Source organism: Paenibacillus agaridevorans (assembly GCF_018604145.1).
Classification (GTDB): Bacteria; Bacillota; Bacilli; order Paenibacillales; family Paenibacillaceae; genus Pristimantibacillus; species Pristimantibacillus agaridevorans.
In genome coordinates this window covers 8,690,819-8,711,699 of sequence record NZ_CP075889.1, presented here as the reverse complement: position 1 = coordinate 8,711,699, position 20,881 = coordinate 8,690,819, and the positions used below count along the sequence as shown (strand labels likewise).

Annotated in this window: 17 protein-coding genes; 3 read left to right on the top strand and 14 right to left on the bottom strand. The window is 47.1% G+C overall.

Features of this window, described 5'->3' with window-relative positions:
- Nucleotides 1–34: 34 nt before the first annotated feature.
- The 13 genes from KJW29_RS34670 to KJW29_RS34610 all read right to left on the bottom strand — a co-directional run bounded on the left by KJW29_RS34670 (nt 35) and on the right by KJW29_RS34610 (nt 16,903).
- On the bottom strand, nt 35–916 hold the full coding sequence (locus tag KJW29_RS34670; RefSeq protein WP_214628061.1) for a carbohydrate ABC transporter permease: 882 nt from the start codon (nt 914–916) through the stop codon (nt 35–37).
- Between the two features lie 17 nt (nt 917–933).
- On the bottom strand, nt 934–1,893 hold the full coding sequence (locus KJW29_RS34665; RefSeq protein WP_214628060.1) for an ABC transporter permease: 960 nt from the start codon (nt 1,891–1,893) through the stop codon (nt 934–936).
- 117 nt (nt 1,894–2,010) lie between these two features.
- The gene (locus KJW29_RS34660) at nt 2,011–3,705 is read right to left on the bottom strand and encodes an extracellular solute-binding protein (RefSeq protein WP_214628059.1); all 1,695 of its coding nucleotides are present in this window, start codon (nt 3,703–3,705) and stop codon (nt 2,011–2,013) included.
- Nucleotides 3,706–3,779: 74 nt separating this feature from the next.
- Nucleotides 3,780–6,143, bottom strand: a complete 2,364-nt coding sequence (locus KJW29_RS34655) for an alpha-L-rhamnosidase-related protein (RefSeq protein ID WP_214628058.1) — start codon at nt 6,141–6,143, stop codon at nt 3,780–3,782.
- A complete protein-coding gene (locus KJW29_RS34650) occupies nt 6,109–7,080 on the bottom strand; it encodes an AraC family transcriptional regulator (protein WP_214628057.1) in 972 nt (323 codons plus the stop codon). Before KJW29_RS34650 ends, KJW29_RS34655 begins: the two co-directional genes overlap by 35 nt.
- 277 nt (nt 7,081–7,357) lie before the next feature.
- Nucleotides 7,358–8,539, bottom strand: coding sequence for a Gfo/Idh/MocA family protein (locus tag KJW29_RS34645; protein WP_214628056.1), 1,182 nt, complete (start codon nt 8,537–8,539; stop codon nt 7,358–7,360).
- Between the two features lie 4 nt (nt 8,540–8,543).
- A complete protein-coding gene (locus tag KJW29_RS34640; RefSeq protein WP_214628055.1) occupies nt 8,544–9,941 on the bottom strand; it encodes an L-arabinose isomerase family protein in 1,398 nt (465 codons plus the stop codon).
- Nucleotides 9,929–10,999: an amidohydrolase family protein gene (locus KJW29_RS34635; RefSeq protein WP_214628054.1), complete on the bottom strand. Its 1,071-nt coding sequence runs from the start codon at nt 10,997–10,999 to the stop codon at nt 9,929–9,931. The genes KJW29_RS34640 and KJW29_RS34635 overlap by 13 nt, the downstream gene beginning before the upstream one ends.
- The gene (locus KJW29_RS34630; protein WP_214628053.1) at nt 10,996–12,465 is read right to left on the bottom strand and encodes a xylulokinase; all 1,470 of its coding nucleotides are present in this window, start codon (nt 12,463–12,465) and stop codon (nt 10,996–10,998) included. The genes KJW29_RS34635 and KJW29_RS34630 overlap by 4 nt, the downstream gene beginning before the upstream one ends.
- A 57-nt stretch (nt 12,466–12,522) precedes the next feature.
- On the bottom strand, nt 12,523–13,311 hold the full coding sequence (locus KJW29_RS34625; protein WP_214628052.1) for a DeoR/GlpR family DNA-binding transcription regulator: 789 nt from the start codon (nt 13,309–13,311) through the stop codon (nt 12,523–12,525).
- 38 nt (nt 13,312–13,349) lie between these two features.
- Nucleotides 13,350–14,858 carry an aminotransferase class III-fold pyridoxal phosphate-dependent enzyme gene (locus KJW29_RS34620; protein WP_246608501.1) on the bottom strand — a complete coding sequence of 503 codons (1,509 nt, stop codon included), beginning with the start codon at nt 14,856–14,858 and terminating at the stop codon, nt 13,350–13,352.
- 688 nt (nt 14,859–15,546) lie between these two features.
- Nucleotides 15,547–16,041 (bottom strand): SMI1/KNR4 family protein, encoded by a 495-nt coding sequence (locus KJW29_RS34615; protein WP_214628050.1) that lies wholly within the window; start codon nt 16,039–16,041, stop codon nt 15,547–15,549.
- Between the two features lie 310 nt (nt 16,042–16,351).
- Nucleotides 16,352–16,903, bottom strand: coding sequence for a helix-turn-helix domain-containing protein (locus tag KJW29_RS34610; protein WP_214628049.1), 552 nt, complete (start codon nt 16,901–16,903; stop codon nt 16,352–16,354).
- A gap of 153 nt (nt 16,904–17,056) precedes the next feature.
- On the opposite strand from KJW29_RS34610, the gene KJW29_RS34605 reads away from it, so the two are divergent.
- The 3 genes from KJW29_RS34605 to KJW29_RS34595 all read left to right on the top strand — a co-directional run bounded on the left by KJW29_RS34605 (nt 17,057) and on the right by KJW29_RS34595 (nt 19,650).
- Complete coding sequence (locus KJW29_RS34605; protein WP_214628048.1) at nt 17,057–17,461, top strand: DoxX family protein; 405 nt, start codon at nt 17,057–17,059, stop codon at nt 17,459–17,461.
- 207 nt (nt 17,462–17,668) lie between these two features.
- Nucleotides 17,669–18,517, top strand: coding sequence for a VOC family protein (locus tag KJW29_RS34600; protein WP_214628047.1), 849 nt, complete (start codon nt 17,669–17,671; stop codon nt 18,515–18,517).
- Nucleotides 18,518–18,573: 56 nt separating this feature from the next.
- Complete coding sequence (locus KJW29_RS34595; RefSeq protein ID WP_214628046.1) at nt 18,574–19,650, top strand: LLM class flavin-dependent oxidoreductase; 1,077 nt, start codon at nt 18,574–18,576, stop codon at nt 19,648–19,650.
- Nucleotides 19,651–19,785: 135 nt separating this feature from the next.
- Here the strand turns inward: KJW29_RS34595 and tnpB are convergent, their stop codons facing one another.
- Nucleotides 19,786–20,874: an IS200/IS605 family element RNA-guided endonuclease TnpB gene (gene tnpB, locus KJW29_RS34590; protein ID WP_214628045.1), complete on the bottom strand. Its 1,089-nt coding sequence runs from the start codon at nt 20,872–20,874 to the stop codon at nt 19,786–19,788.
- Nucleotides 20,875–20,881: the final 7 nt, after the last annotated feature.

Sequence of the window (20,881 nt, the reverse complement as noted above, 5' to 3'; positions counted from 1 at the left end):
GCCTCTTCCTTATGTCATGTCGTTAGGTCTCCTACTATCCTTTAATCGAACCGATTAACAAACCTTTCATAAAGAACCTTTGCAAGAACGGATACACGCAGGCGATCGGCAGCACCGTAATGACCGTAATCGCCATTTTCAGGCTTTGCGGCGTCGCGATGTTTTGGTTGTTGGATACTTGAGATTTCAACAGCTCCAGATTGGATGTCGTTGAGTTTAACGTATTGTACAGCACATATTGCAACGAAAATAAATTCGGAGACATCGTATTGTAGATTTGCGTATCGATGAATGCATTCCACTGGTTGACGCTTTCGAATAATGTCACCGCCGCTAAGACCGGAAGACAAACGGGAAAGATGACTCTAAAGAAGAGAACGAATTCATTCGCTCCGTCCATAACGGCCGCTTCTTCGAGACCTTTAGGCATACCTTCGATATAAGTTTTGATCAAGATCATATTAAAAACGGACACGGCGGCCGGCAGAATATAAACCATGAAGGTGCCTAGCAAATTCAAATAATTCATCACAAGATACAAAGGAATGAGGCCGCTAGAAATATAAAGAGTAAACACGAAAAACTTGCGCAAAAACCGGACCCCTACCAATTCGTTCCGGGTTAGAACATAACCGGCCATGGAGGTGACGAGGAGCATTAATGCAGGTCCGACGAGCGTTCTCGCGACGGAGATGAAGATCCCCTGGACGATTGCTGGGTCTTTAAAAGCTAGCTTGTATGCATCGAAGGACAATCCGGCTGGAATAAGGACGAATCCTCCTTTTAACCGGCTAGGATCGCTTAACGAAAAGCTTACAATATATAGAAACGGAAGAACCATGATACATAAGACGATGACCATAAAAATATAATTTAAAAGATCGAACGCAAGCCCGCCTGCCGTTTTTCTTTTCATTGTTTCACCTTCAATCGTTATAAGATGGACTTCCCTGTCGATCTTTTGGCAATCGCGTTAACCGATAGAAGCAGCAATATGCTTGCGAAGGTTTTCATGATTCCGACTGCCGTTGCGTAAGGATAGTTCAGCAATTGCAACCCAAACTTGTAAATGTACATGTCGAAGACTTCCATAGTCTCCCAGTTTGCCGTATTCGTAAACAAGAAAAACGACTCCAAGCTTGAGTTGAGAACCCATCCGCTATTGAGAATAAGCAGCACGATCGCCGTCGGCATCAGATTGGGTATCGTAATATACCTTATTTTCTGGAAACGATTAGCCCCTTCGATATCCGCCGCTTCATATTCTTCGTTCGAAATCGCGGCAATAGCCGCTAAAAAAATGACCGTATTGTACCCTAAGTACTTCCAATTCCCCAAAAAAATCATTAACGGCCAAGAGTATTTCTTATCGCCCAGAATATTGAGTCCTTCCTCGAGAATGCCCCAGTTAACTAACGTTTCGTTAACGGCGCCCGAAGATGGGGCAAACAACGCGTTGACCAGGGTATAAATGATGACCCAGGATACGAAGAACGGAAAAAAAGTCGCCGTTTGAATGATTTTTCCGAATAACTTTATTCGGATCTCATTCAGAAGAATCGTGAAAAAGAAGGCGCTTACCAAATTAAAAAACAAGGAACCCACATTCATAGCCAGCGTGTTACGAAGAACATGAATGTAATCGTCGCTTTGCATGAAAAACGATTTGAATTGCTCCAACCCTGTCCAATCGGATTGCCATAGGCTAAATCCCGGACGATAATTTATGAAAGCGATCGCCCAACCGAATAGAGGCACGTAATTAAACGTAATGACGACGGCGATTGCGGGCAGGATCATGAAATATAAATAGCGTTGATTCAAAGCTTTTCTAAACATTTTTTGTCTTGCCTCGGAACGGTTTACATGAGTTGCTTCGAACCCGGTTCCCATATGGTATTCCCCCATCGTTTGTGCATTTCCCGCGTTGATTCGTCAAAGCTGTTGGCGATTAACGGACATCCGCAATTTTGATCGGCTTGTCCGTTAATCTCCAGATCAAACGATTGATTATTTCAAAGATTCAAGTTGAGCCAGTTTTTCTTGATAGAGCTGGTTGTACATGTTCACAACTTTCTCCGGCTCCAGTTTCCGATAATCGTTGATAATCTGGCTGTACAGCTTTTCGAAGTCCTCGTCGCTCTTAGGCTCAATGATCAGCTTCGTGGTATTTTTAACTCTGAATTCGATCAGTTTCTGCTGCAATGCGCCCAATTCCGAAGTGGAATCGATGGCGATAGCGGCGGCGATTCCGGTTGGTGCTGCTTTGCCCGTCTCGCGCCAATACTGCTTCGAATCCGTCCATCCCAACTGGGTATAAGCGTTTTTCAACTCCGGCGATAGCGTCATCTCATCCGTTAAAACCGGATCCATTTTCATATCGTACGGAACTCCGTCAGGCGCATTCGTGCCAACGTAGCCAAGAAACGGGAACATGCGGAATCCGACTTGGGAGCTTTGCATAGGATCGTTGATAATGTTTTTATAGTCCTCCGTCGCTACGCGTTTGCCATTCTCGATCGTGTAATGCTTTCCCTCGATACCGGACTGGAGCAGTATTTTCCCTTCATCGGAGGCGGCCCATTCCAGCAGCTCGAAAATTCTTTTGGAATCTTTGGCGTTTTTGGTAATCGAGTACATTTCATAGGACCGGGTATCCTCAACGCGGATTTGGCGCTTTTCGTTTCGCTCGATTTGCGTCTTGCTGCGGATCGGCAAATTAATCATTTGCCACTCGGGATGACCGGATTTGATCGCGGAAGCGTTGTCCACACTTACGGGATACCAGGTGGATAACGCCCTTCCGCTCACTAGCTTCTCCGTCGCCTGCGGCAATAAATCCGTAAAACTGTCCTTGTCCAAAATCCCTTCCCGATAAAGCTGATTGAAGAAAAAGAAGCCTTCTTTCACATACTCGTTTTCCATCATATCGACATATTGTTGATCGACCTGATTCCATATGACGCTCAAATTACCGGCTGCGGTACTGTATCTTCCGCCTTTTTCATACATAATCGGGGCAATCCCTTGAACGCCCCAAGGCTCAGCAAAAGGAACCGTCATCCCGATTGACTTCTGTCCGTTCGTTGACGGATGATCTTTCATGGCTTGCTTCAAAAATTGAATGTAGTCGTCCGTCGATAACAGCTCAGGCCAACCCGCTTTTTCCAGAACATCGATGCGCACCGCGACATCCAGAGCTTCCAGATTATTTTTGAAATCCGTCGGAACGTTATTTTCCCACTTGTACAGTTTGCTATCATGGGCAGGCAAACGCCAAAGCGGGATTTGAGCATCGTAACGCTTTTTAAATTCCGGAGCGTTAGTTAGAAAATCGTCCAGCGGCAGAAGCGCACCGGCTCTAATGTATTTATCCAAAACGCTGTTGTCGGAAAGTCTCACGATTTCGGGATAGTTGCCCGCGGACAGCATCAAATTCATCTGATCCAGCTCGTTCCCGGTAAAGCTGACATACTCGAAAACGATGTTGAATTTCTCCTTGATTACTTTTCCGATTTCGGTTTCATCGCTCTTCTTAATGTTCGTTGCCGTGGAGTGAAGCACTTGAATAACGTAAGGATCTTTGGAGCCGCTCGTAGCTGAAGACGGCTGTGAAGAAGAAGGCGCCGGATTGTTCATGCAAGCCGCCAACCATACCATTGCCAACAGCAAAAGTGAAGTCATTCCCATTCGAAATCGTTTCATAGATTCTCCCCCTCTAGTAGATAAGACCAATTGTAATCGTACAATCCATCCCGATCCGATAAATCTTGATATATTCAATCCATGCCTTCACCTCCTCCGTTCGCATATGCAACCCTGGTTCCTTGTTCAAGAGAAAATTCTGTTCTGCCCGCGAATACCTGCCGCTCGCCATTGGGCATCACCACCACCGTCTTGCGAGGCTCCGGCAATCGAACCCGAAGGCCGAATCGATGATCGTCTCGTTCCCATTTCACGTACACCGGTCCCCACCGTGTAGACACCGTGCCTTCAGCTTGTCGGAAATACTCCGCATGCGGTTCGATCAGAATTTCTTCATAGCCGGGCTGTAGAGGCTTTACCCCCAGAATGCAAGCTGAAAATTCGTAGATCGGAATTGCCCCCCATGCATGGCAATCGCTTCTCTGCGTCACCGGGTCTTCCGGCCATGTCGTGACGTTCTTGTCCAACAGTTGAATCCAGTTGTCCCAAAGGCTATTCGTATGGCTATATAATCCAACTTTCTCTAAAGCCCTGAACAAGAAAAACGACATGGAATACGAACATTTGGCTACCTTTTTTTCATTTAGACTCTTCAACATCGCCGATTTGGCTGCGTCCCCAACCAACACGTCGCCAAGAACCGCCCATACCTGTGCATGCTGGCTGAAATCCTCCCGATTCGGTGTGTCTTTGTACATACCCTCAACGGGAGACCATGCCGAGGAATTTATAGCTCTCGAGAGAAGAACGGCTCTCGTCTCAAACTCCGCGGCGACATCCTCGCGATTTGCGTACCGATTCAATTGGGCTGCGGTCCTCAGTCCGTATACGACCATCAGGTTATAGATCACATTGATGGATTCATTTTCTTGAAGCGGCGAACCGAATGAGTCCGTCCATTCTTCGACCCAGTCTACGAACTGCCAGTATCCGATATCCGAAATCAATTCTGTACGGCTGTCTATTTTCGCAATAAAATAATTTAGAACTCGCTCGACGGTCGGTAAATATTTGCTTACAAGCTCTAAATCTCCAAAATATTCGTAATGATCACGAAGCATGATGATCCAATAGATCGAGAATCCCGGAATGACCTGCTTGAACTTAGCCGGCCAGTTGCATGCCATCATCCCGTTAGGCATGACGGAGCTATGAAAGTCGAGTATCGCTTTCCTCGCAAGCCTGTCATCCGTAGACAGCCGGTAAGTAAACAACATCTGCAGCATCGTATCCATCGAATATTGCATGCGTTCGTAGTAGGGACTATCGATATAGGTGTCGTGCATACATCGCTGCAGCGTTCGAACGCTGATGTCCCATAACTTTTGCCACTTGGAATGCCCGGACTTCCAACTTCCTTTAATCTCGAGTGGATAACCCGTTTCTGTAAGCTGCAACCGTTTGATCGTTAAAGACTGATCCGTCGCTTCGATATCGAGCCGCAGGAATCGAAAAGTCCTGTATGAAAAAGGCTCGTAAAATTGTGTCCCCTCCCTTAACAAATAGCGGTCGAATTCTCCTTGCAGCCATCCCTTCGCGTCGTCTCGAATCCCTTTATACAGATTTCCGCTGTTGTCGAATTCTGCTACATAGCTCTCCGCGTACGTCATTTTGATTTTGGAATTTTGGGAACCGGTCATCAGCAATTTCAAACGAGCCGTAGTCAATTCCCCGACGTCCAACTCTGCCCATTCATGCCCGCCTGCTGGAATATTTACCTCTTTGCCCTCGATTAAATCCATCCATGGGATTCGTTCATTGCTGGATTTCATCACGCGGGCGAAGCCGATATCCTTCTCGTACAGGAATGGGATGTCTCTCTCCGTAAGCTGCCATTGGTTAAGCAAGCCGCCTTTGAGAGAGGAATCCGCGGTGCAAATCGTTTTGGCGTTCTTCCAGATACCGATATCAGCGGCATTTAACTCCCAGCGATAAGGAAATTCGTTCCCGTCTACGTCTTCCATGTCACCGACATATTTAGCATGTTCAGCTTCCCTAAACGAAATAGCATTGTTAGGCATGGCCTTCCACTTATCGTCCGTCGACAGACCCAAGTTCAGATCGAGGTTCCGTTCTTCCGCGAGCAGAAAGCCGCCGCGGGACGAAGATACGACGGAGATCGTACCGGTCTTGAACGAAAGATTGCTCAAGCTTTCATTCGGGAAGCGGATGACCGATGCAACGATAACGTTCGTCCCTACCCGCATGTACGGGGCTAAATCGACGCGATCGAAATATTGCCTGTAATCGTCCCCTTTACAAGGACCTCTAGAAACGAATTGTCCGTTAACGAATAATTGATAAAGACTATCCGCGGAAACGAACACTTGATAGTTTTCGGGAAGAACGTCCGCCACGAAATCCCGTTTAAAGTGACACGCCTTCTTTTTGTAATCGAGATCGTCATCTACCCATATCCAATGTGCTGATAAATTCATTTTTAATGCTCCCTGTTTGCGCTTTAGAAGTTCGATAATCTTTGGGGCTGACGCCTACGATTTTCTTAAAAACCTTGTTAAAGAAGCTGATATCGTTGAACCCTACCGCTGTACAAATATCCGATATCTTATTATCCGTAACGAGCAGCAGACTCTTCGCCTTTTCTATCCTGAGCTTGTGCAAATAACCGAATATCGTCTCACCTGTTATGCTCTTAAATATCCTGGTCATTTGCCTTTCACTACTTATAGAGATTTTCGCCAACTGTTCCAATGAAATATCTTCGGAGTAATGACGTTCCAGATAGCCCAATACTCGGTGAATATTTTCTATTTTAAGCGTTTTCACTAATCCTAGTGAGCTATACACAGTCATTTGCTCCGCAAACATACGGCTCAAAACGACGATTAATTGGGTCATGATCAGTTTGATCAGCAGTTTGTAATTGTTTTTTTTGTTTTTATACTCATAAGCCAGATTTTCGACCATTTGACGGGCAAACACCGCTTCTTCCTTGTTCAATTTAAGAACGTTTCCGAATCTGGCTTCGGGAGGCAAAAACGGCTGAACATAGAAGAAATCCATCAAGTCCATTTCTTCGGCGTCTCTGATGAGAGTCCAATCCACAATATTAGAATAGAACAGCATATTAATGACTTCGATTCGCTCGTCTTTTAAAATCTTGTAGGTGTGCAGTTCTCCGGGATTTATTATAAAAATGTCCCCCTTGCTCACCTTACTTTCGAATTTACTCGAGTTCGGTGCCTGGAACACATGTGTGGTAGAACCGTCTACAATGAAGACGATCTCGATGAATTCATGGCTATGCCAAAGAATTTCTTTATCGGCATCGTGAATCCAATGCGAGATTGCGAAAGGAAATCCTTCCCGTACATTATGCTCCGAGGCCGTGAAGACTGAACCTTTCTCAATCAAAGTGATTTCCTCCATCTATCGCAATTCTTTATCGCCTATTTCGCAAAACGCCTGTACGTTGGCAGCGCTATCATAATGACCTTATTCTTTTATCACTATTAATCGACCTCCCGTTTGACAATATGGATGAACGATTTTGCATCTTTTCATTTTCATTATAAGCACATCTCACACCCATCAATAGGTCAATTAAGACAACCTATTGGACTATATGGACATATTAATAGAAATAAGCCTTCCACAAGTTTCGCATTGAACTCATGAAAGGCTTATAATATTAATTTAGTTTCTTGAAGTCGACGAAAGGAACGGTCTTGCCGCCCGCAGCGACGGACTCTACCGACAGCGGGAATATCGAGCTCCAAACAACCGCATCGTACACGTCAATAGCGGGTTTTCTCTCTTCCAGAATCGCCGTGGCGAATTCCTCCAGCACCAGAAAATCGCCGCCGCCATGACCGGTTTTCTCCGCCTCTTCCCTCCAACGCCTCCACAAGGGATGCTCCCACTGCTCTTCATGCCGCCACAGCGATTCCCACTCCGGATGTGCGGCCTCGGATGCGCCTTCCAACCAAATCAACGGCTCTTCCCGCTCATGTCTTCCCGATAAATAGGCGCCGGTAGTTCCTTGCAGCGAATAATGCGTCATGTTGTGCGGCCGCGCGGATTGAACGTCGTATTTCAAGGTGATTAGTACGCCTTTCTTCGTGCGCAGCATCGTGACGGTCGAATCGCCCAGCCCCCAATATTGCGGGTTGGAGCCGGGATGACTATCGCCGAAATGTTCGTGGAAATACTTGGCGGTCGAACGGCTTTTGGACACGAAAGTGGTTAGGCTCTCCAGCTCATCCCCGCCCTCGCGGCCGATTCCGAGCCACTTCGCGATCGGTCCGATTGAGTGCGTCGGATACGTACAGCCGTTGTAGTCCCGAAACAGATCCCCTCGCCAAGTCAAGCTGCCGTCGGACAAATGAAGCAGCTCGCGGACGTCGTGGATGTAGCCGCATTCCGCGGACGTAATTTCCCCGAACACCCCGTGTTCCGCCATATGGCCGACCATCATGTTCGGCCGCATGTAGCAGTAGTTTTCGGCCATCATGTACGTGAGGCCAGTTTGCCGCACCGTTTCGATCAGCTCCCAGCTGTCCTCGATGGACGTGGAAGCGATAACTTCGCTAATGACATGCTTGCCGGCACGCAGCGCAGCTATCGCCTGCCGTGCATGGTAAAACAGCGGAGTGGCAAGAAATACGGCATCCACCGACGCGTCTTCCAAGAGTTTCTCGTAATCGTCATAAGCTCGCACGCCCGGATACTCGGCCTTCCACTTATTTAATACGACTTCGTTCTTGTCGCATACGGCGACCAGCTGCACTTTATCCGTCAACGCGTTCAGCGCTTCTTTAAAATGCGCTCCCCTTCTCCCGCCTACAACTGCCAATCTCACGCATTTAATCATGTCATTAGCTCTCCTTTATAGTGACGGTATTCCAACCCATAATCGCTCCAAAACGTTCCAATACCCGGATCGCGTCGCCATACACGACGATGCCGTGATGCGTACCCCCAAGCTCGCTATACGCGGACAGGAATTCAGCGACCGGAATGACGGGTTGGAACCATCCGCGAATGGTATCCCTCATTCTGTCCTCGCCATCTCCCTCCACCATCTCCACCGGCGACAGGAGCAACGAATAGGATTTGTTTCGTCCGGGGGACAGATTGACGTAGACCGCTTGTCCGCCGCGAAATTTGCCGTAAGCGACGACGGGATTGCCGGCATCCGTAAACGGAAAGCTTTTTTCCATAAGATCGGGCTTTCCCGCAGCGACGCGTAAATTCATTTCGCCCATATGGCTCAGGAAAATCAGGTTGTTTTTCCAATCCGGGCAGAACATTTCAGCGAATGAAGTGTCCGGATAGACGGACAACAGCGCCCCGACCAGCGCGGCCGTCAGCAAGTCTCCTTCTCCCGCATACCCGATGCCTCGTTCCATCGCTTTGCTCGCTTCTAGAAACGGCATGCATGGCAGCGCCGACGCCCGGGTCACTTCCAGGAAGTTGGCGGTGAAAGCCGTCAACCCGTTACGCTCTATCCAGTCTCTGACCGCAAGATCCGCCTTGGTCGATTGCCGATGGGTTTCCCGGTCGAACTTTCCAGCGTGAAAACGCATCGCGTTCAATTCCATCTCCCGGTCTACTCGTTCCTCCGATACCGGGCCGAAAACTTTATCGGAATCAAGTGGATCCACGAAAATCGCGTCGATTCCAATCGCCCTGCGCAATTCGTCCGACGGCACCCGGAAGTCCCCCATGCCGTCAAACGATTTGCCGATCGAGCCCACTTTGGCGTTCCTTAGCTTTTTCGCGATTTTAGCTGCTTTTGCGTTGTCCGCGACCCGATCCAGAACATCGGATTCCGACCAATGGCCGGCTTCGATCCGAAAGTTCTTTCCATTGCGGACGAGCAGATTGCACATATCCTGTACGCCATGAATTCCATGGTTATATAGAATTTCGTCCGGATGCTGCGAAGGACCGAAATCGTAGGTTGGCGTCGTATCCAGTACAATCAATGGAAGCTTTGTAGCTGCCAAAACGTCGGCGGATTCAAGTGAAGGCGAATAGGCCAAATGCAAGGTAACGATAGCGTCCACTTCTGCTTGCTCGAAGGCTTGAACCGCCTCCTCGAATTCCGGGCTGATCCTGCACGCCTTCGCTTGTTCGACTTCCAATCCCCTTTTCTCCAGTTCTCCGGCAATCGTAAGGTAAAATGCATCAACCCGTTCTCTTGCTTCCGGCCAGATGTCGTCATAGAGCTTGACGTATAACGGCAGCAGTCCGATTTTCAGCTTTCCCATTTGCGCAGCTCCTTCTCTGAGCGATCGATGAGGGATCGAGCATTGCGATAGAAGATATCCTCAATGTCGGATTTGCTTAAACCTTCGGCTGTCGCGGCAACGCGGAAAGCTTCGATCTCCTCGTACATGAAGAACGTCAGGGAATCCGCCTCGGAGCCTTCGACCTCACGCATGTGCGAATCCCCCGACACATCCCCGTACATCCCTCTCGGAATCAAATTCACGTAATTGCCGTTTTCGCATATCCGTCTCGTTCGCATGCGCAGGATCGGGAAATCGCTTCCGAACACGATTCGCTTCGGTCCGACCGCACGAATCAGCTGCCGGAACACTTCGGCGTTCGTATTCGCGCTGAAGTCGAATACCATGTTTCGCGTTTCTGCCAAAATATCGAAGGCATCGCCCACATCCTCCGGACAGTATGCTCTTCCCACATGCGCAATGATGAGCTTCAACGACGGATAGTTGCGTTCGATCTCCAGCATTTGCGCCAAATTCACGGGGTCCTTCAACCGGCCGTCCCGCGGGATATGCAGCATGGCCATCCAGCCATGCCGATCCAGCACTTCCAACTGATGCTTCGGCAGAAAATCGTAGATCCGGATTTCCTTCTCCGGGATATAGGGGGCGGCGAAATTCAAATACACCTTGCATCCTAGAAAACCGCCGCGTTTGATTCCTTCTTCGAATTCGGAAGCGCTCTGCTCCGGTTTCGCGACCATCAACGACGGCAAGCGATGTCGTTCCGCGCAACTCCTGACATATTCGTTCCCTGCGGCGATGTCGTAGTTCATGCTGACTTGGGAGAAGAGGAGCGGCGTCACCTCTTTGCCGGGAAACATCAGCCGGTAAGTCTCGAACAAGTCCTCGATCGAATTGTCCTTCGCGACGAGGGACGGCCATGTTACCGCTCTCACGGGCGAAGAGGAGGATGGTTTGCGGATGCTGTCCAACCATACATGCGTATGAATATCGATCATCTTGTCCGGCAAAAAATCTTTCAGCTTTTGCTCGTAGAACTTTTTGTCGACATCCTTGACTTCAAACAACTCGTTCATTTCGCATCACTCCCCAAGGTCGTATACTTGTTCAAAAATTGCCTGTATCGTGTCTCGTAGATCGTGGCCGCACTCGGGTCCGGCTTCCGGATCAGCTCGGGAAAAACCAATTGCTTAAGAGCATCCCGCTCGTCCTCATACAGCCCCACGCCTATTCCTGCCACCATGGCGGCTCCAACGGCGCCCGCGCAGGAACCATTGACGGTGCGGATGTCCTTGCCGAGCACGTCGGCGACGATTTGCGGCCATGGAAACGTTTCGGACGGCCCACCTACCAAAGTCACGTCGGAAAAGCGAGTACCGGCCATTTCGAGCCTGTCGATTTTCGCCTTCAAGAGAAACGCGGTGCCTTCCATAATCGCTCTAGCAATATGCGCTTTCTCAGCCTGCGCAAGATCGTCGGAGATCTCCTCCGCACTCGGGTCGATGACGAGTCCGCCAGCCCCGGGACCGGCGGATGCAGCCAGCCGATCGAATTCACGGTAACGATCGGGACCGTCGGAAATATGCTTTCGGATATAGGCGTCTACCGAAGTGGCAATCGCCGGAAGAGAAAACATCGCGCCCCACGGTCCCGCCGGTTGAAGAAAAGGATCCGTCAACATCCGCAGCGAGACGGATCGGTACCTGTCCTTTATCGGCATAAAGCCAACCCAGGAAGTGCCGCAGGAAATGAGCAGTTGTCCCTCGTCGAGAATGCCGGCCCCTCTTGCCGCGCAAGGATGGTCGAAAGCGCCGAGCACGACCGGCGTTCCTTGTACTAATCCCGTATCGGCCGCGGCTTCCGAGGTGATGCGGCCGATCACATCGCCCGTGGAACGGATCGGCGGCAGCTTGCTCTCCGGTATGCCTAATTTTTGCAAATAGGGCGAATGCCATTGCGCCGATTTCTGATCTTGCAAATAAAAAGTGGTGGCGGTCGAGCGATCGATACTCCAGTTCCCCGTCAATTTGAAATGGAGATAATCCGTGCTCATGCAGATGATGGACGATGCGTCCAAAAGCTTAGGCGCATGGCATTTCAGCCAGGCGAGATGGGCTAGCGGAAACGATTCCAGCAACGGCCAGCCTGTCGTTTCGTGCACCTCATCCGGATCGAGCTTTCCGAACACCGTCTTCATTTCATCGCGAACGCGCTGATCCAGCCAACTGAATGCCGGAATCATAGGCTCGCCCTGTTCGTCCGCAAGCACGGTGTTCCCGCTGGCCGAAGCGATGCTGAGCCCGACGATGGAACCTCCTCGCGGCAAAGCGCCCGCCAGTCTACGGATGACGTCAACGGTCAATCGGTACAACTGGCGGACGTCGAATTGAACCCCCCCGCCATCGATCCTCTGATAGGCCGTCTCGCTTTTTTCACGGGATGTTATTGAACCTTTGGCCGACATCAACACGCCTTTGACGGCAGATGTTCCAATGTCGAGTCCGATCAAATAGGTATGCTCTTGATTCGTTTCGCCTGACATCGCGATTTCCCTTTCTCGTTAGGAGGCTCGGCCCGATTGCAACATTTTTGCGGACAGCTAGACTAGTCTTACTTCAACGCCCTTTTCCCTGATCGCTTCGATATCGTCTTTGTTCGCGTTTGGATTGGAGATGAGACAATCGATTTTTTCGATGTCTTCTATTCGCGCGAAATTGGCGCGGCCGATTTTCGTATAGTCGGCTACGAGAATTCTTTTGTCCACGAGCGCGATCATTCTCCGATTCAGCTCCGATTCAAGGTGATGATAGGTCGTCACGCCGAATTCGGAGCTTACGCCATCCGATGAAAGAATAAGCTTATCCGCTTTATATCTGTTCAACTGGTTAATGGCGTCATCGCCGGCAATAAACCCGTACTGCAAATTGATGGTGCCCCCAAGTAATACAACTACATCTATGTTGCGATTGAAGCCGGCTTCATGCGCTACAGGCAGCGAGTTGGTAATCACAATCAGATTTTTATGATTTTTTAATTCCCTCATGACATAGAGAGGAGTAGTTCCCGAACCAATAATTACTGTATCTCCGTCCGAAATCATGGAAGCCGCTTCGACCGCGATCCTTCTTTTTTCTTCTCCGTTCGTTTCCGTTCGGTCATGAAACGTCATATTGTAATAGTTTTTATAATTGCTGATCGCACCGCCATGAACGCGCTGCAGCAGCCCCTGCTCTTCAAGTCCGTCCAGATCGCCGCGGATCGTCACTTCCGAGGTGCCGAACAGCTTGCTTAAATCCGTCACCTTTACCTTACCCTCGCGTTGAAGCAATTCCAAAATTCGCTTTCTTCTCTCTTCGATGTCGATATCCTTCATAACGGGTTCGTTCATGAATACCCCTCCATGTTAATCAACTTGCGATACAACGATCAGCCAAGTTCCTTCGCCCCAATCGTTTGCAGCGCGTCGTCCATGATCTTCACCACGTAATCTATCATTTCTTTGGTGGCAATGATCGGCGGTTTCGTAAGCGCGGCCGGAGGACAGCTGGCTTTGTACGTTTGGGCGCTGATGTCGATGCACGCATGATTAAGCATACCCGTAAATCGCGATACCGTCTGCGCTTCATAGAATAATAAAGTTGAAAGATGCCCCAATCCTTCCGTTCTTTCAATAAGAGACGGATAACGGGACGCTAATTCCCGAAGCTTATCTTCATAGTATTCGCCCATTTCGCGAATAAAGGATTCATTTTCTTCCGTGAACTTCATCGTAATCAAATAAGCCAATGCTGCAAGCTCTTCCTGACCGTTCGTAACTAATGCGCCGAACTGGTTCAGGGTGTCCATCTCGGCTGTCGTAATGATCCGGGAAGCCGGATACTGACCGCCCGGGAAGCCTTTCCCGATCACGACTAAGTCGGGATTCAATCCATACTCGCGGAACAAATAGATAGTCGGATACCACATGCAGGATTGAATTTCGTCGCACAAGATCGGAATGTCGTTGTCGTGGCACAATGCATACGCCTTGTGCAAGTAATCCCGCTCAAGCTTGATCCCCCCGTAATTCATCAATATAATTTCGTGCAAAAATCCGGCAACCTTATAAGGCGGCTTATTGTAGCGCTCGAATTTCTCCCGGAAATCATCCCAATCGTTGATTCTTACCGGACAAACCTTCAAAACTCCCGCTTCTTCCAGCTTCTCGTACAGGCCGGGCCACATATCGCGCATCAATTGGGCAAAAATCGTCGTTCCATGATAGTTCGCTTTCGCGCCGCCGTCATGGTCCGCCATAACGAAAAACACCGGCGTCCGCCCCTCGTACTTCGGCTGGGGAAATGTCGAGTCTAGTCGATAAAACCTCGCGAGCATCATTTTGATGCCGGCTTCGCAGGCCAACGACCCGGTTTCCAAGTTGATGACGCGATTTAACACATGCGACTCGCGAGATGCCAGTATAGCCTCCAGTCCATCCGTCTCTTCCGGTCTTAAGCCGTTGATCGTCCTGACGAGCTCTCTCTCGAGCAAACGCGTTATGTATCCCCGTGTATTGTTATGGGACGCATTTGTTATGCCGAGAGCCCTTGCGAGATCGATCAGCTTGTAACCAGGGAAATTATGACCGAGCGGCGTATGGTAGTGCTCGCTCTTGGCCGCCAAGTACAATCTGCCGTCCTCGCCCAGTCGAACGTAACCTAATCCTCCGATCGGGCTAGCTTTCGTATTGCTTGCGTTTCTGAAAGCATCCGTCGGAGCCCCGGAGAGCGCTTTCTTTAGCCCTGAAACAAACGGCTTTCCTATGTTTCCCAACAAACCATCCATTTTGCTAACGTATGAGTCAGGCAAAAACTCGATTTCCTCCGACGCGAGTCGTTCGGCCTCCTCCTTGTCAAGGTCCATCAGAGAGATTGCAGCGGAGATCACGGCATTCATATATTGATTTCCTAGCAATTGGGATAGAGACATTTTTACAGAATTCAATAGCTCCACCTCGCTTTCTAGCTGCTTATGTTTCTTTATTATTTCGTTTTTATTTTATTTAAGTTTCGTTTTATTGTCAAGTTTATTTCTTTATTTCACATTCCGCAACCTTTCTGCTTATACCCGCAAAAGGATGCTGACCGCCCGCTATTGAATTCCACAAAAAAAGGGGACTGTCCGAGAAGTGAACTTTTAAGGTAGTCCCGTTGTCTTTATGGCCCGATTATATGGGTAGGGTTGTATACAAAATTCAACAAATAGGTCTGCACCTGGCCAAACGTGTATGAAAAATCATACACAATTCACCAAACTGGCCTGCACCTAGCCAAACGTGTATGAAAAATCATACACAATACACCAAATAGGCCTGCACCTGGCCAAATGGTTATCCAATAAATCAGTGAAAACGGAATGCTGGATGCCCGTTTTGTTTAAATGTTAAGCGGCAGGCATCCACCTTGCCGCTTTCCCGAAAAAGCAGGTTCTCAAAAGTTGAACGGAAGCGTTTTTCCGCCAACTTTTTATTTTGGAGACTTTGAACAGCCCCTTTTCTTATCCTCTCTATGTCGACAGCCTTATCACGAAATTAAAATAGACCGCTCACCCAACACAGGTAGCGGTCTAACACAATTATATATGATTAGAACTCTATTGAATTTGCCATAATTAATTCAAAAAACTCCTCAAGAGTATTTGCTACCTTGTCAACTTCTTCGAATTCGGGCTCATATCCGCGTACTACAGCACCTTTTTCATTTGCTAAATCAATCGCGTAGAAGGAATATCCTCCATTAACCGACATAACGATTGGCAAGTAGTTATCCCACCACGCCGTTATTTCCGATTTCAAACGATCATCATCCATTGCTGCTTCTAAACTGAGCAATTCAAATTCGTTCCATTTAAATTCAGTATCCGAGCTATTATTGAACTCGTCCTCACAAATAAACCAAGTCATTTCGTCTGGTGTAATACATTTTTTAACCACACTTAAAAAATCTAAATATTCATTTGGGATTTCATGATATCTAGATATAATGCTGCTATCTAAATTTAATTGAAGCCCAGATTTTTTCGTTATATCCCAACCGTTGTCATTAGCCCAAATCATAAATTCGGCAATTTTTTTATTCATATGTATCACCTTCCAATCGTTTTCTAACCGCTCCTATTTAACGATCCTGAACTGTTAGCGGAAACCATTGCGGATCATTACCTACTTGCTATAATAAAATGTTCTTTACGCCTCAAACACTTCATTTTGATTATATATTGTCCGGGCACTAGTAGTAAGATGGAAATATCACATTCTAGCACGCGAACGTGCCATTTGTAGCAATTGGACGGGCTCTAGACATAAAATGCCGATGAGGATTTTAAAAATCCTTATCGGCATTTTTCCGTAGTAGATTGACGTTATTTACTACGTTTTTTACTATTTAAATTTATATAAAATCTTTACCTTGCTCGCTCTCACTGTAGATGGAAATAAGAACAATCGCTGTTTCTTCACCGATGTTTCTAACTAAATGAGGTGTGCAAGCATTCCAGCTGAAAGAATCTCCTTCCCCAAATTCAGCCGAATCTTCTCCTTGTTCTGCATAGATTCTTCCTTTCACAACAAAATGAACTTCTTCTCCCTCATGCGCATGTGGGGCATCTCCTGTCAAAGCGCCGGGAGGTAACTCAACAAGCCTCATCTGTAAGTTCTTTGTTGAACTTAAGTGCTCCACTTTTAAATTCTCAATTCCGCTTTGTGTGATCCGTCGTTCTGCTTTACGGACGATATTCATTCGTTCTTCTTGTCGCAGTAGCAAATAAGCCAAAGGTACTTTCAAGGCGTTAGCAATACTCTCCAATGTGGCGATGGAAGGTGATGTTTTGTTATTTTCGACTTGGCTCATAAAGCCTTGTGATAAGCCAGTTTCTTCGCAGATTTGAGTTATGGTAATGTTTTTTCGTTTGCGGATGGACCGTATTGTAGAGCCGATATTCATATAACAATCACCTCGATAAAATATTTGTAATACTAAATATAAATTAATAGTAACAATATTTTTGTTGACACGCTACCTAACATTGAATTATATTAGTTATACAAAAATTATATTTCTATAGTTAATATAACGCAAAAGGGAGATTGATCAATCATGAATAAAGTAACAGTAGTATCGACTATAATGCGTGTGGTGTTAGGGATACTATTTTTAGCCCACGGCATTAGTAAATTGAACATGGGCTTGGCGAATGTCGAAGCTTGGTTTGGTTCCTTGGGTATTCCTGGAGGAGCAGCGTATTTTGTAACTGTTCTCGAAATTGTTGGTGGGATAATGCTTATTGTAGGACTCTTTACCCGTTATGTTTCAGCTTTATTTGCAATCATGCTTATAGGAGCAATCTTTGCGGCAAAGCTCTCCGCCGGTTTGCTTGGCAATAATCAAATGGCAGGTTATGAGTTGGACTTGATTCTTATCATCGTATCCGTTTATTTCCTTGTCGCTGACCGTTCGCCCCTCTCAGTAGATCAGGCTTTATTTAGAAGACGAAATGCATAACACAGGGAAAGAGTGTTTCTATTAAACTGAAGCAATCAATATTCGTTAATTGAGTTAGCCAGGCTGTTGATGTATTGGCAGCCTGTTCAGAATAATAAGTATTTCATTGGGGATAATAATTTGGGTTTCTTTAAGATGAAATTTGCATGATGAGCTCATTAGATAGTTTCGGGGCAATCATTAATTAAGGAACGAGGAGAACTTTATATGAATTATCATCGTGAGCCGAGCACATTTGTAAGCCAAGTGAATCTAAAGGTGTCGAACTTGAAGCGATCACTTTCTTTTTATCAAGAGGTCATTGGATTTAAAATTTTGAGCCAAACTGAAACGAAAGCGGAATTAACCGCAGATGGGAAAACAATTCTGCTTACAATAGAGCAGCCCGACCATGTTAAACCTAAGCAAAAAAATACGACAGGTATGTATCATTTCGCATTGCTACTGCCAGATCGCTCCGATTTAGCAAGCATTGTAAGACACTTCATGGAACTGAATATACGTATTGGATCTGCAGATCATCTTGTGAGTGAAGCATTGTATTTGGCGGATCCGGATGGTAATGAAATTGAAATTTATATCGACCGTAATCCGTCTGTTTGGAGCTGGAGTGGTGGCAATGTAGCAATGGCGACTGATCCATTAAATTTCAATGATCTTCTTACTCGAGAGCAGGGGAGCAAGTGGAATGGCCTTCCATCTGGTACAATTATGGGGCATATCCATCTACACATATCCCAGCTCGCTGAAGCGGAACATTTTTATACGCAAGGACTCGGCTTTGAGGTTGTTAACCGGTACGGAGCGCAAGCACTTTTCATCTCGACAGGGAAATACCATCATCACATCGGATTAAATACTTGGGCGGGCATTGGTGCTCCACAACCAGCTCCTAATAGTGTAGGGCTTAAATCATATTTACTTGTGCTGCCGAGTGAGGAAGCGAGAAATCAAATTATAGCTCAGCTAAAAAATATCGGTGCTCCTGTTCAGGAGGAAAACGGTTATTATGTCACTGAGGACCCTTCAGGTAATCAGATTCAACTTCACGTATAATCAAGGCCATTGGCTGCAGTAGTGCTATAACAGCTTTAAAAGGGGAATGAAATACGATGCAAACTATTATGAAATCTGAAAAGTCGGGAATCGAAATTGGTATATATACGCTTGCTGATCTAGGTAAAGATCCTCATACAGGGCAGATAATTAGTTCCAGGCAGCGCATAAAGGAAATTATTGAAGCAGCTAAATTCGCTGATGAGGCGGAACTTGATGTGTTTGGAGTTGGTGAACATCATAGATTGGACTATGCGGTATCGTCACCGGCGGTTATTTTAGCAGCCATCGCCCAGCAAACCAAGCGAATTAAACTAACGAGTGCAACTACAGTTTTAAGTACAGTTGACCCAGTTCGGCTGTTCGAGGATTTTTCTACTTTGGATTTACTTTCGGATGGAAGAGCTGAGATCATTGCTGGTAGAGGGGCTTTCATAGAATCATTTTCTTTATTCGGCTACGACATTAACGACTATGATGATCTATTCTCAGAACATCTAGATTTACTGCTCCAATTAAACGCTAATGAGACTCTCACTTGGAACGGTCGCTTCCGCTCTTCTTTGCAAAATGCTGAGATTGCACCTCGTCCTGTTCAAAGCGAATTGCCTGTCTGGGTGGGCGTTGGCGGCACACCTGAAAGTGCAATACGCGCTGGAAAAATGGGAGTTGGCATGGCACTTGCTATTTTAGGCGGCGATCCAAAACGATTTATTCCATTAGTTGACATTTATCGCAAGGCTGGTGCTGAAGCAGGTTATTCTCCAGAAAACCTAAACGTTAGTGTGACTGGGCACACCTATATTGCCAAGACTACGCAACAGGCAAAAAAAGAATTCTATCCTTATTATTCCAATTATTGGTCTTATGTGAATAGCCAGCGCGGGATGAGTAGTAGGAATATTTCTGTTGAAGATTTTGAACATATGACAAGTCCTGATACGGCTTTGTTTGTTGGCAGCCCGCAGCAAATTGTTGAGAAGATCTTAAGCCAATACGAGATGTTTGGTCATAAACGCTTTATTGCTCAGCTTGATATCGGAGGTTTACCATTTGATAAAGTGATGAAAAGCATGGAACAACTAGCTTCTGAAGTAGTTCCTATAGTTCGAAAAGTAACTAGTAAATCTTGAACACTCCCGCCACCTTAAAGAGGTGGGGGATTCTTGGGTTGTTGCTCCTTATGGAGCAAAATCGCATCGATATTTTCTTGCGAAAAATCGTACACCAAGCGATCCCTGCGGTTCCCGCAGTTCCCGTTTCTTTCGTTACAACGCCATTGCCTTTATATTCTGCGCCGCATTCCTGTCTCGGTCATGTACCGTGAAACAGACCGGGCAAGTCCACATGCGAATGCTCAAATTTTTCACCTCTGCATGCTTGTTTCCGCATACATGGCAAGTTTGGCTCGATGGGGCAAATACGGGCACCTCTTTGATTGTTCGGCCATACCACTTCGCCTTGTAATACAGTTGACGACTCATTTCACCCCATGAGGCATCTGCAATATGTTTCGCGAGATGGCTATTCTTCATCATATTGGTGATGCGCAAGTCTTCGATACAGATCGTTTGGTTTTCACGTATCCATTTCGTGGTCTGCTTGTGCATCATATCTATACGACTATTTCGAATTTTTTCGTGGATTTGGGCCACTTTTCGTTTCGCTCTATGCCAGTTGCTCCCGCCATCCGTTCTTCTCGCCATGATCCGTTGCCATTTCGCTAGTAAGCGTTCATACTGCAGCGTATATCTCGGATTATCCATGGCCATACCTTCTGAGGGCACGGCAAGTTGTTTAATACCGACATCAATGCCCAGCGTATGGCCTGTTACAGGCAGGTGCTGGATATCCGCCTCGCACACGAGGGAGACAAACCATTTGCCGCTTGCGGCAAGTCGTATGGTAGCGGACTGTATCCGACCTTCGATCTCTCTCGACTTGGCATAGCGCACCCATCCCAATTTGGGAAGCTTCACATGATCGTCTTCTACTGCAAGGTTACCGGCCGTATATCGCGTCGTATAACTTTGCACCGGATGCTTGCGGCTCTTGAAACGCGGAAGATCATTCTGCTTCTTGAAAAAACGCTGAAACCCGTCAGCCAAGTTGCGAACGGCTGATTGCAAGGCAATGCTATCCACTTCTTTCAGCCAAGGCCATTCACGCTTCATAGCAGGAAGCCGTACCGCGCAGGTGTTGTAAGACAATCCTTTACCTGTAGTATAATAGGTTTGATTCCATTCCTCTAGGAAATGGTTAAACACGAAGCGGCTGCAACCCAATGTTTTGCGCATGAGCACGCTCTGCTCTTGCGTCGGATAGATACGAAATTTGAATGCCTTATGATGAAGCATCGCTTGT

Excerpts from the sequence above, each read along its gene's own strand:
- KJW29_RS34625 (WP_214628052.1), bottom strand. The coding sequence starts at position 13,311 with ATGAACGAACCCGTTATGAAGGATATCGACATCGAAGAGAGAAGAAAG.
- KJW29_RS34635 (WP_214628054.1), bottom strand. The coding sequence starts at position 10,999 with ATGAACGAGTTGTTTGAAGTCAAGGATGTCGACAAAAAGTTCTACGAG.
- KJW29_RS34655 (WP_214628058.1), bottom strand. The coding sequence starts at position 6,143 with ATGAATTTATCAGCACATTGGATATGGGTAGATGACGATCTCGATTAC.
- KJW29_RS34660 (WP_214628059.1), bottom strand. The coding sequence starts at position 3,705 with ATGAAACGATTTCGAATGGGAATGACTTCACTTTTGCTGTTGGCAATG.
- KJW29_RS34645 (WP_214628056.1), bottom strand. The coding sequence starts at position 8,539 with ATGATTAAATGCGTGAGATTGGCAGTTGTAGGCGGGAGAAGGGGAGCG.
- KJW29_RS34620 (WP_246608501.1), bottom strand. The coding sequence starts at position 14,858 with ATGAATGCCGTGATCTCCGCTGCAATCTCTCTGATGGACCTTGACAAG.
- KJW29_RS34630 (WP_214628053.1), bottom strand. The coding sequence starts at position 12,465 with ATGTCAGGCGAAACGAATCAAGAGCATACCTATTTGATCGGACTCGAC.
- KJW29_RS34595 (WP_214628046.1), top strand. The coding sequence starts at position 18,574 with ATGCAAACTATTATGAAATCTGAAAAGTCGGGAATCGAAATTGGTATA.
- KJW29_RS34615 (WP_214628050.1), bottom strand. The coding sequence starts at position 16,041 with ATGAATAAAAAAATTGCCGAATTTATGATTTGGGCTAATGACAACGGT.
- tnpB (WP_214628045.1), bottom strand. The coding sequence starts at position 20,874 with ATGCTTCATCATAAGGCATTCAAATTTCGTATCTATCCGACGCAAGAG.
- KJW29_RS34610 (WP_214628049.1), bottom strand. The coding sequence starts at position 16,903 with ATGAATATCGGCTCTACAATACGGTCCATCCGCAAACGAAAAAACATT.
- KJW29_RS34640 (WP_214628055.1), bottom strand. The coding sequence starts at position 9,941 with ATGGGAAAGCTGAAAATCGGACTGCTGCCGTTATACGTCAAGCTCTAT.
- KJW29_RS34670 (WP_214628061.1), bottom strand. The coding sequence starts at position 916 with ATGAAAAGAAAAACGGCAGGCGGGCTTGCGTTCGATCTTTTAAATTAT.
- KJW29_RS34665 (WP_214628060.1), bottom strand. The coding sequence starts at position 1,893 with ATGGGAACCGGGTTCGAAGCAACTCATGTAAACCGTTCCGAGGCAAGA.
- KJW29_RS34600 (WP_214628047.1), top strand. The coding sequence starts at position 17,669 with ATGAATTATCATCGTGAGCCGAGCACATTTGTAAGCCAAGTGAATCTA.
- KJW29_RS34605 (WP_214628048.1), top strand. The coding sequence starts at position 17,057 with ATGAATAAAGTAACAGTAGTATCGACTATAATGCGTGTGGTGTTAGGG.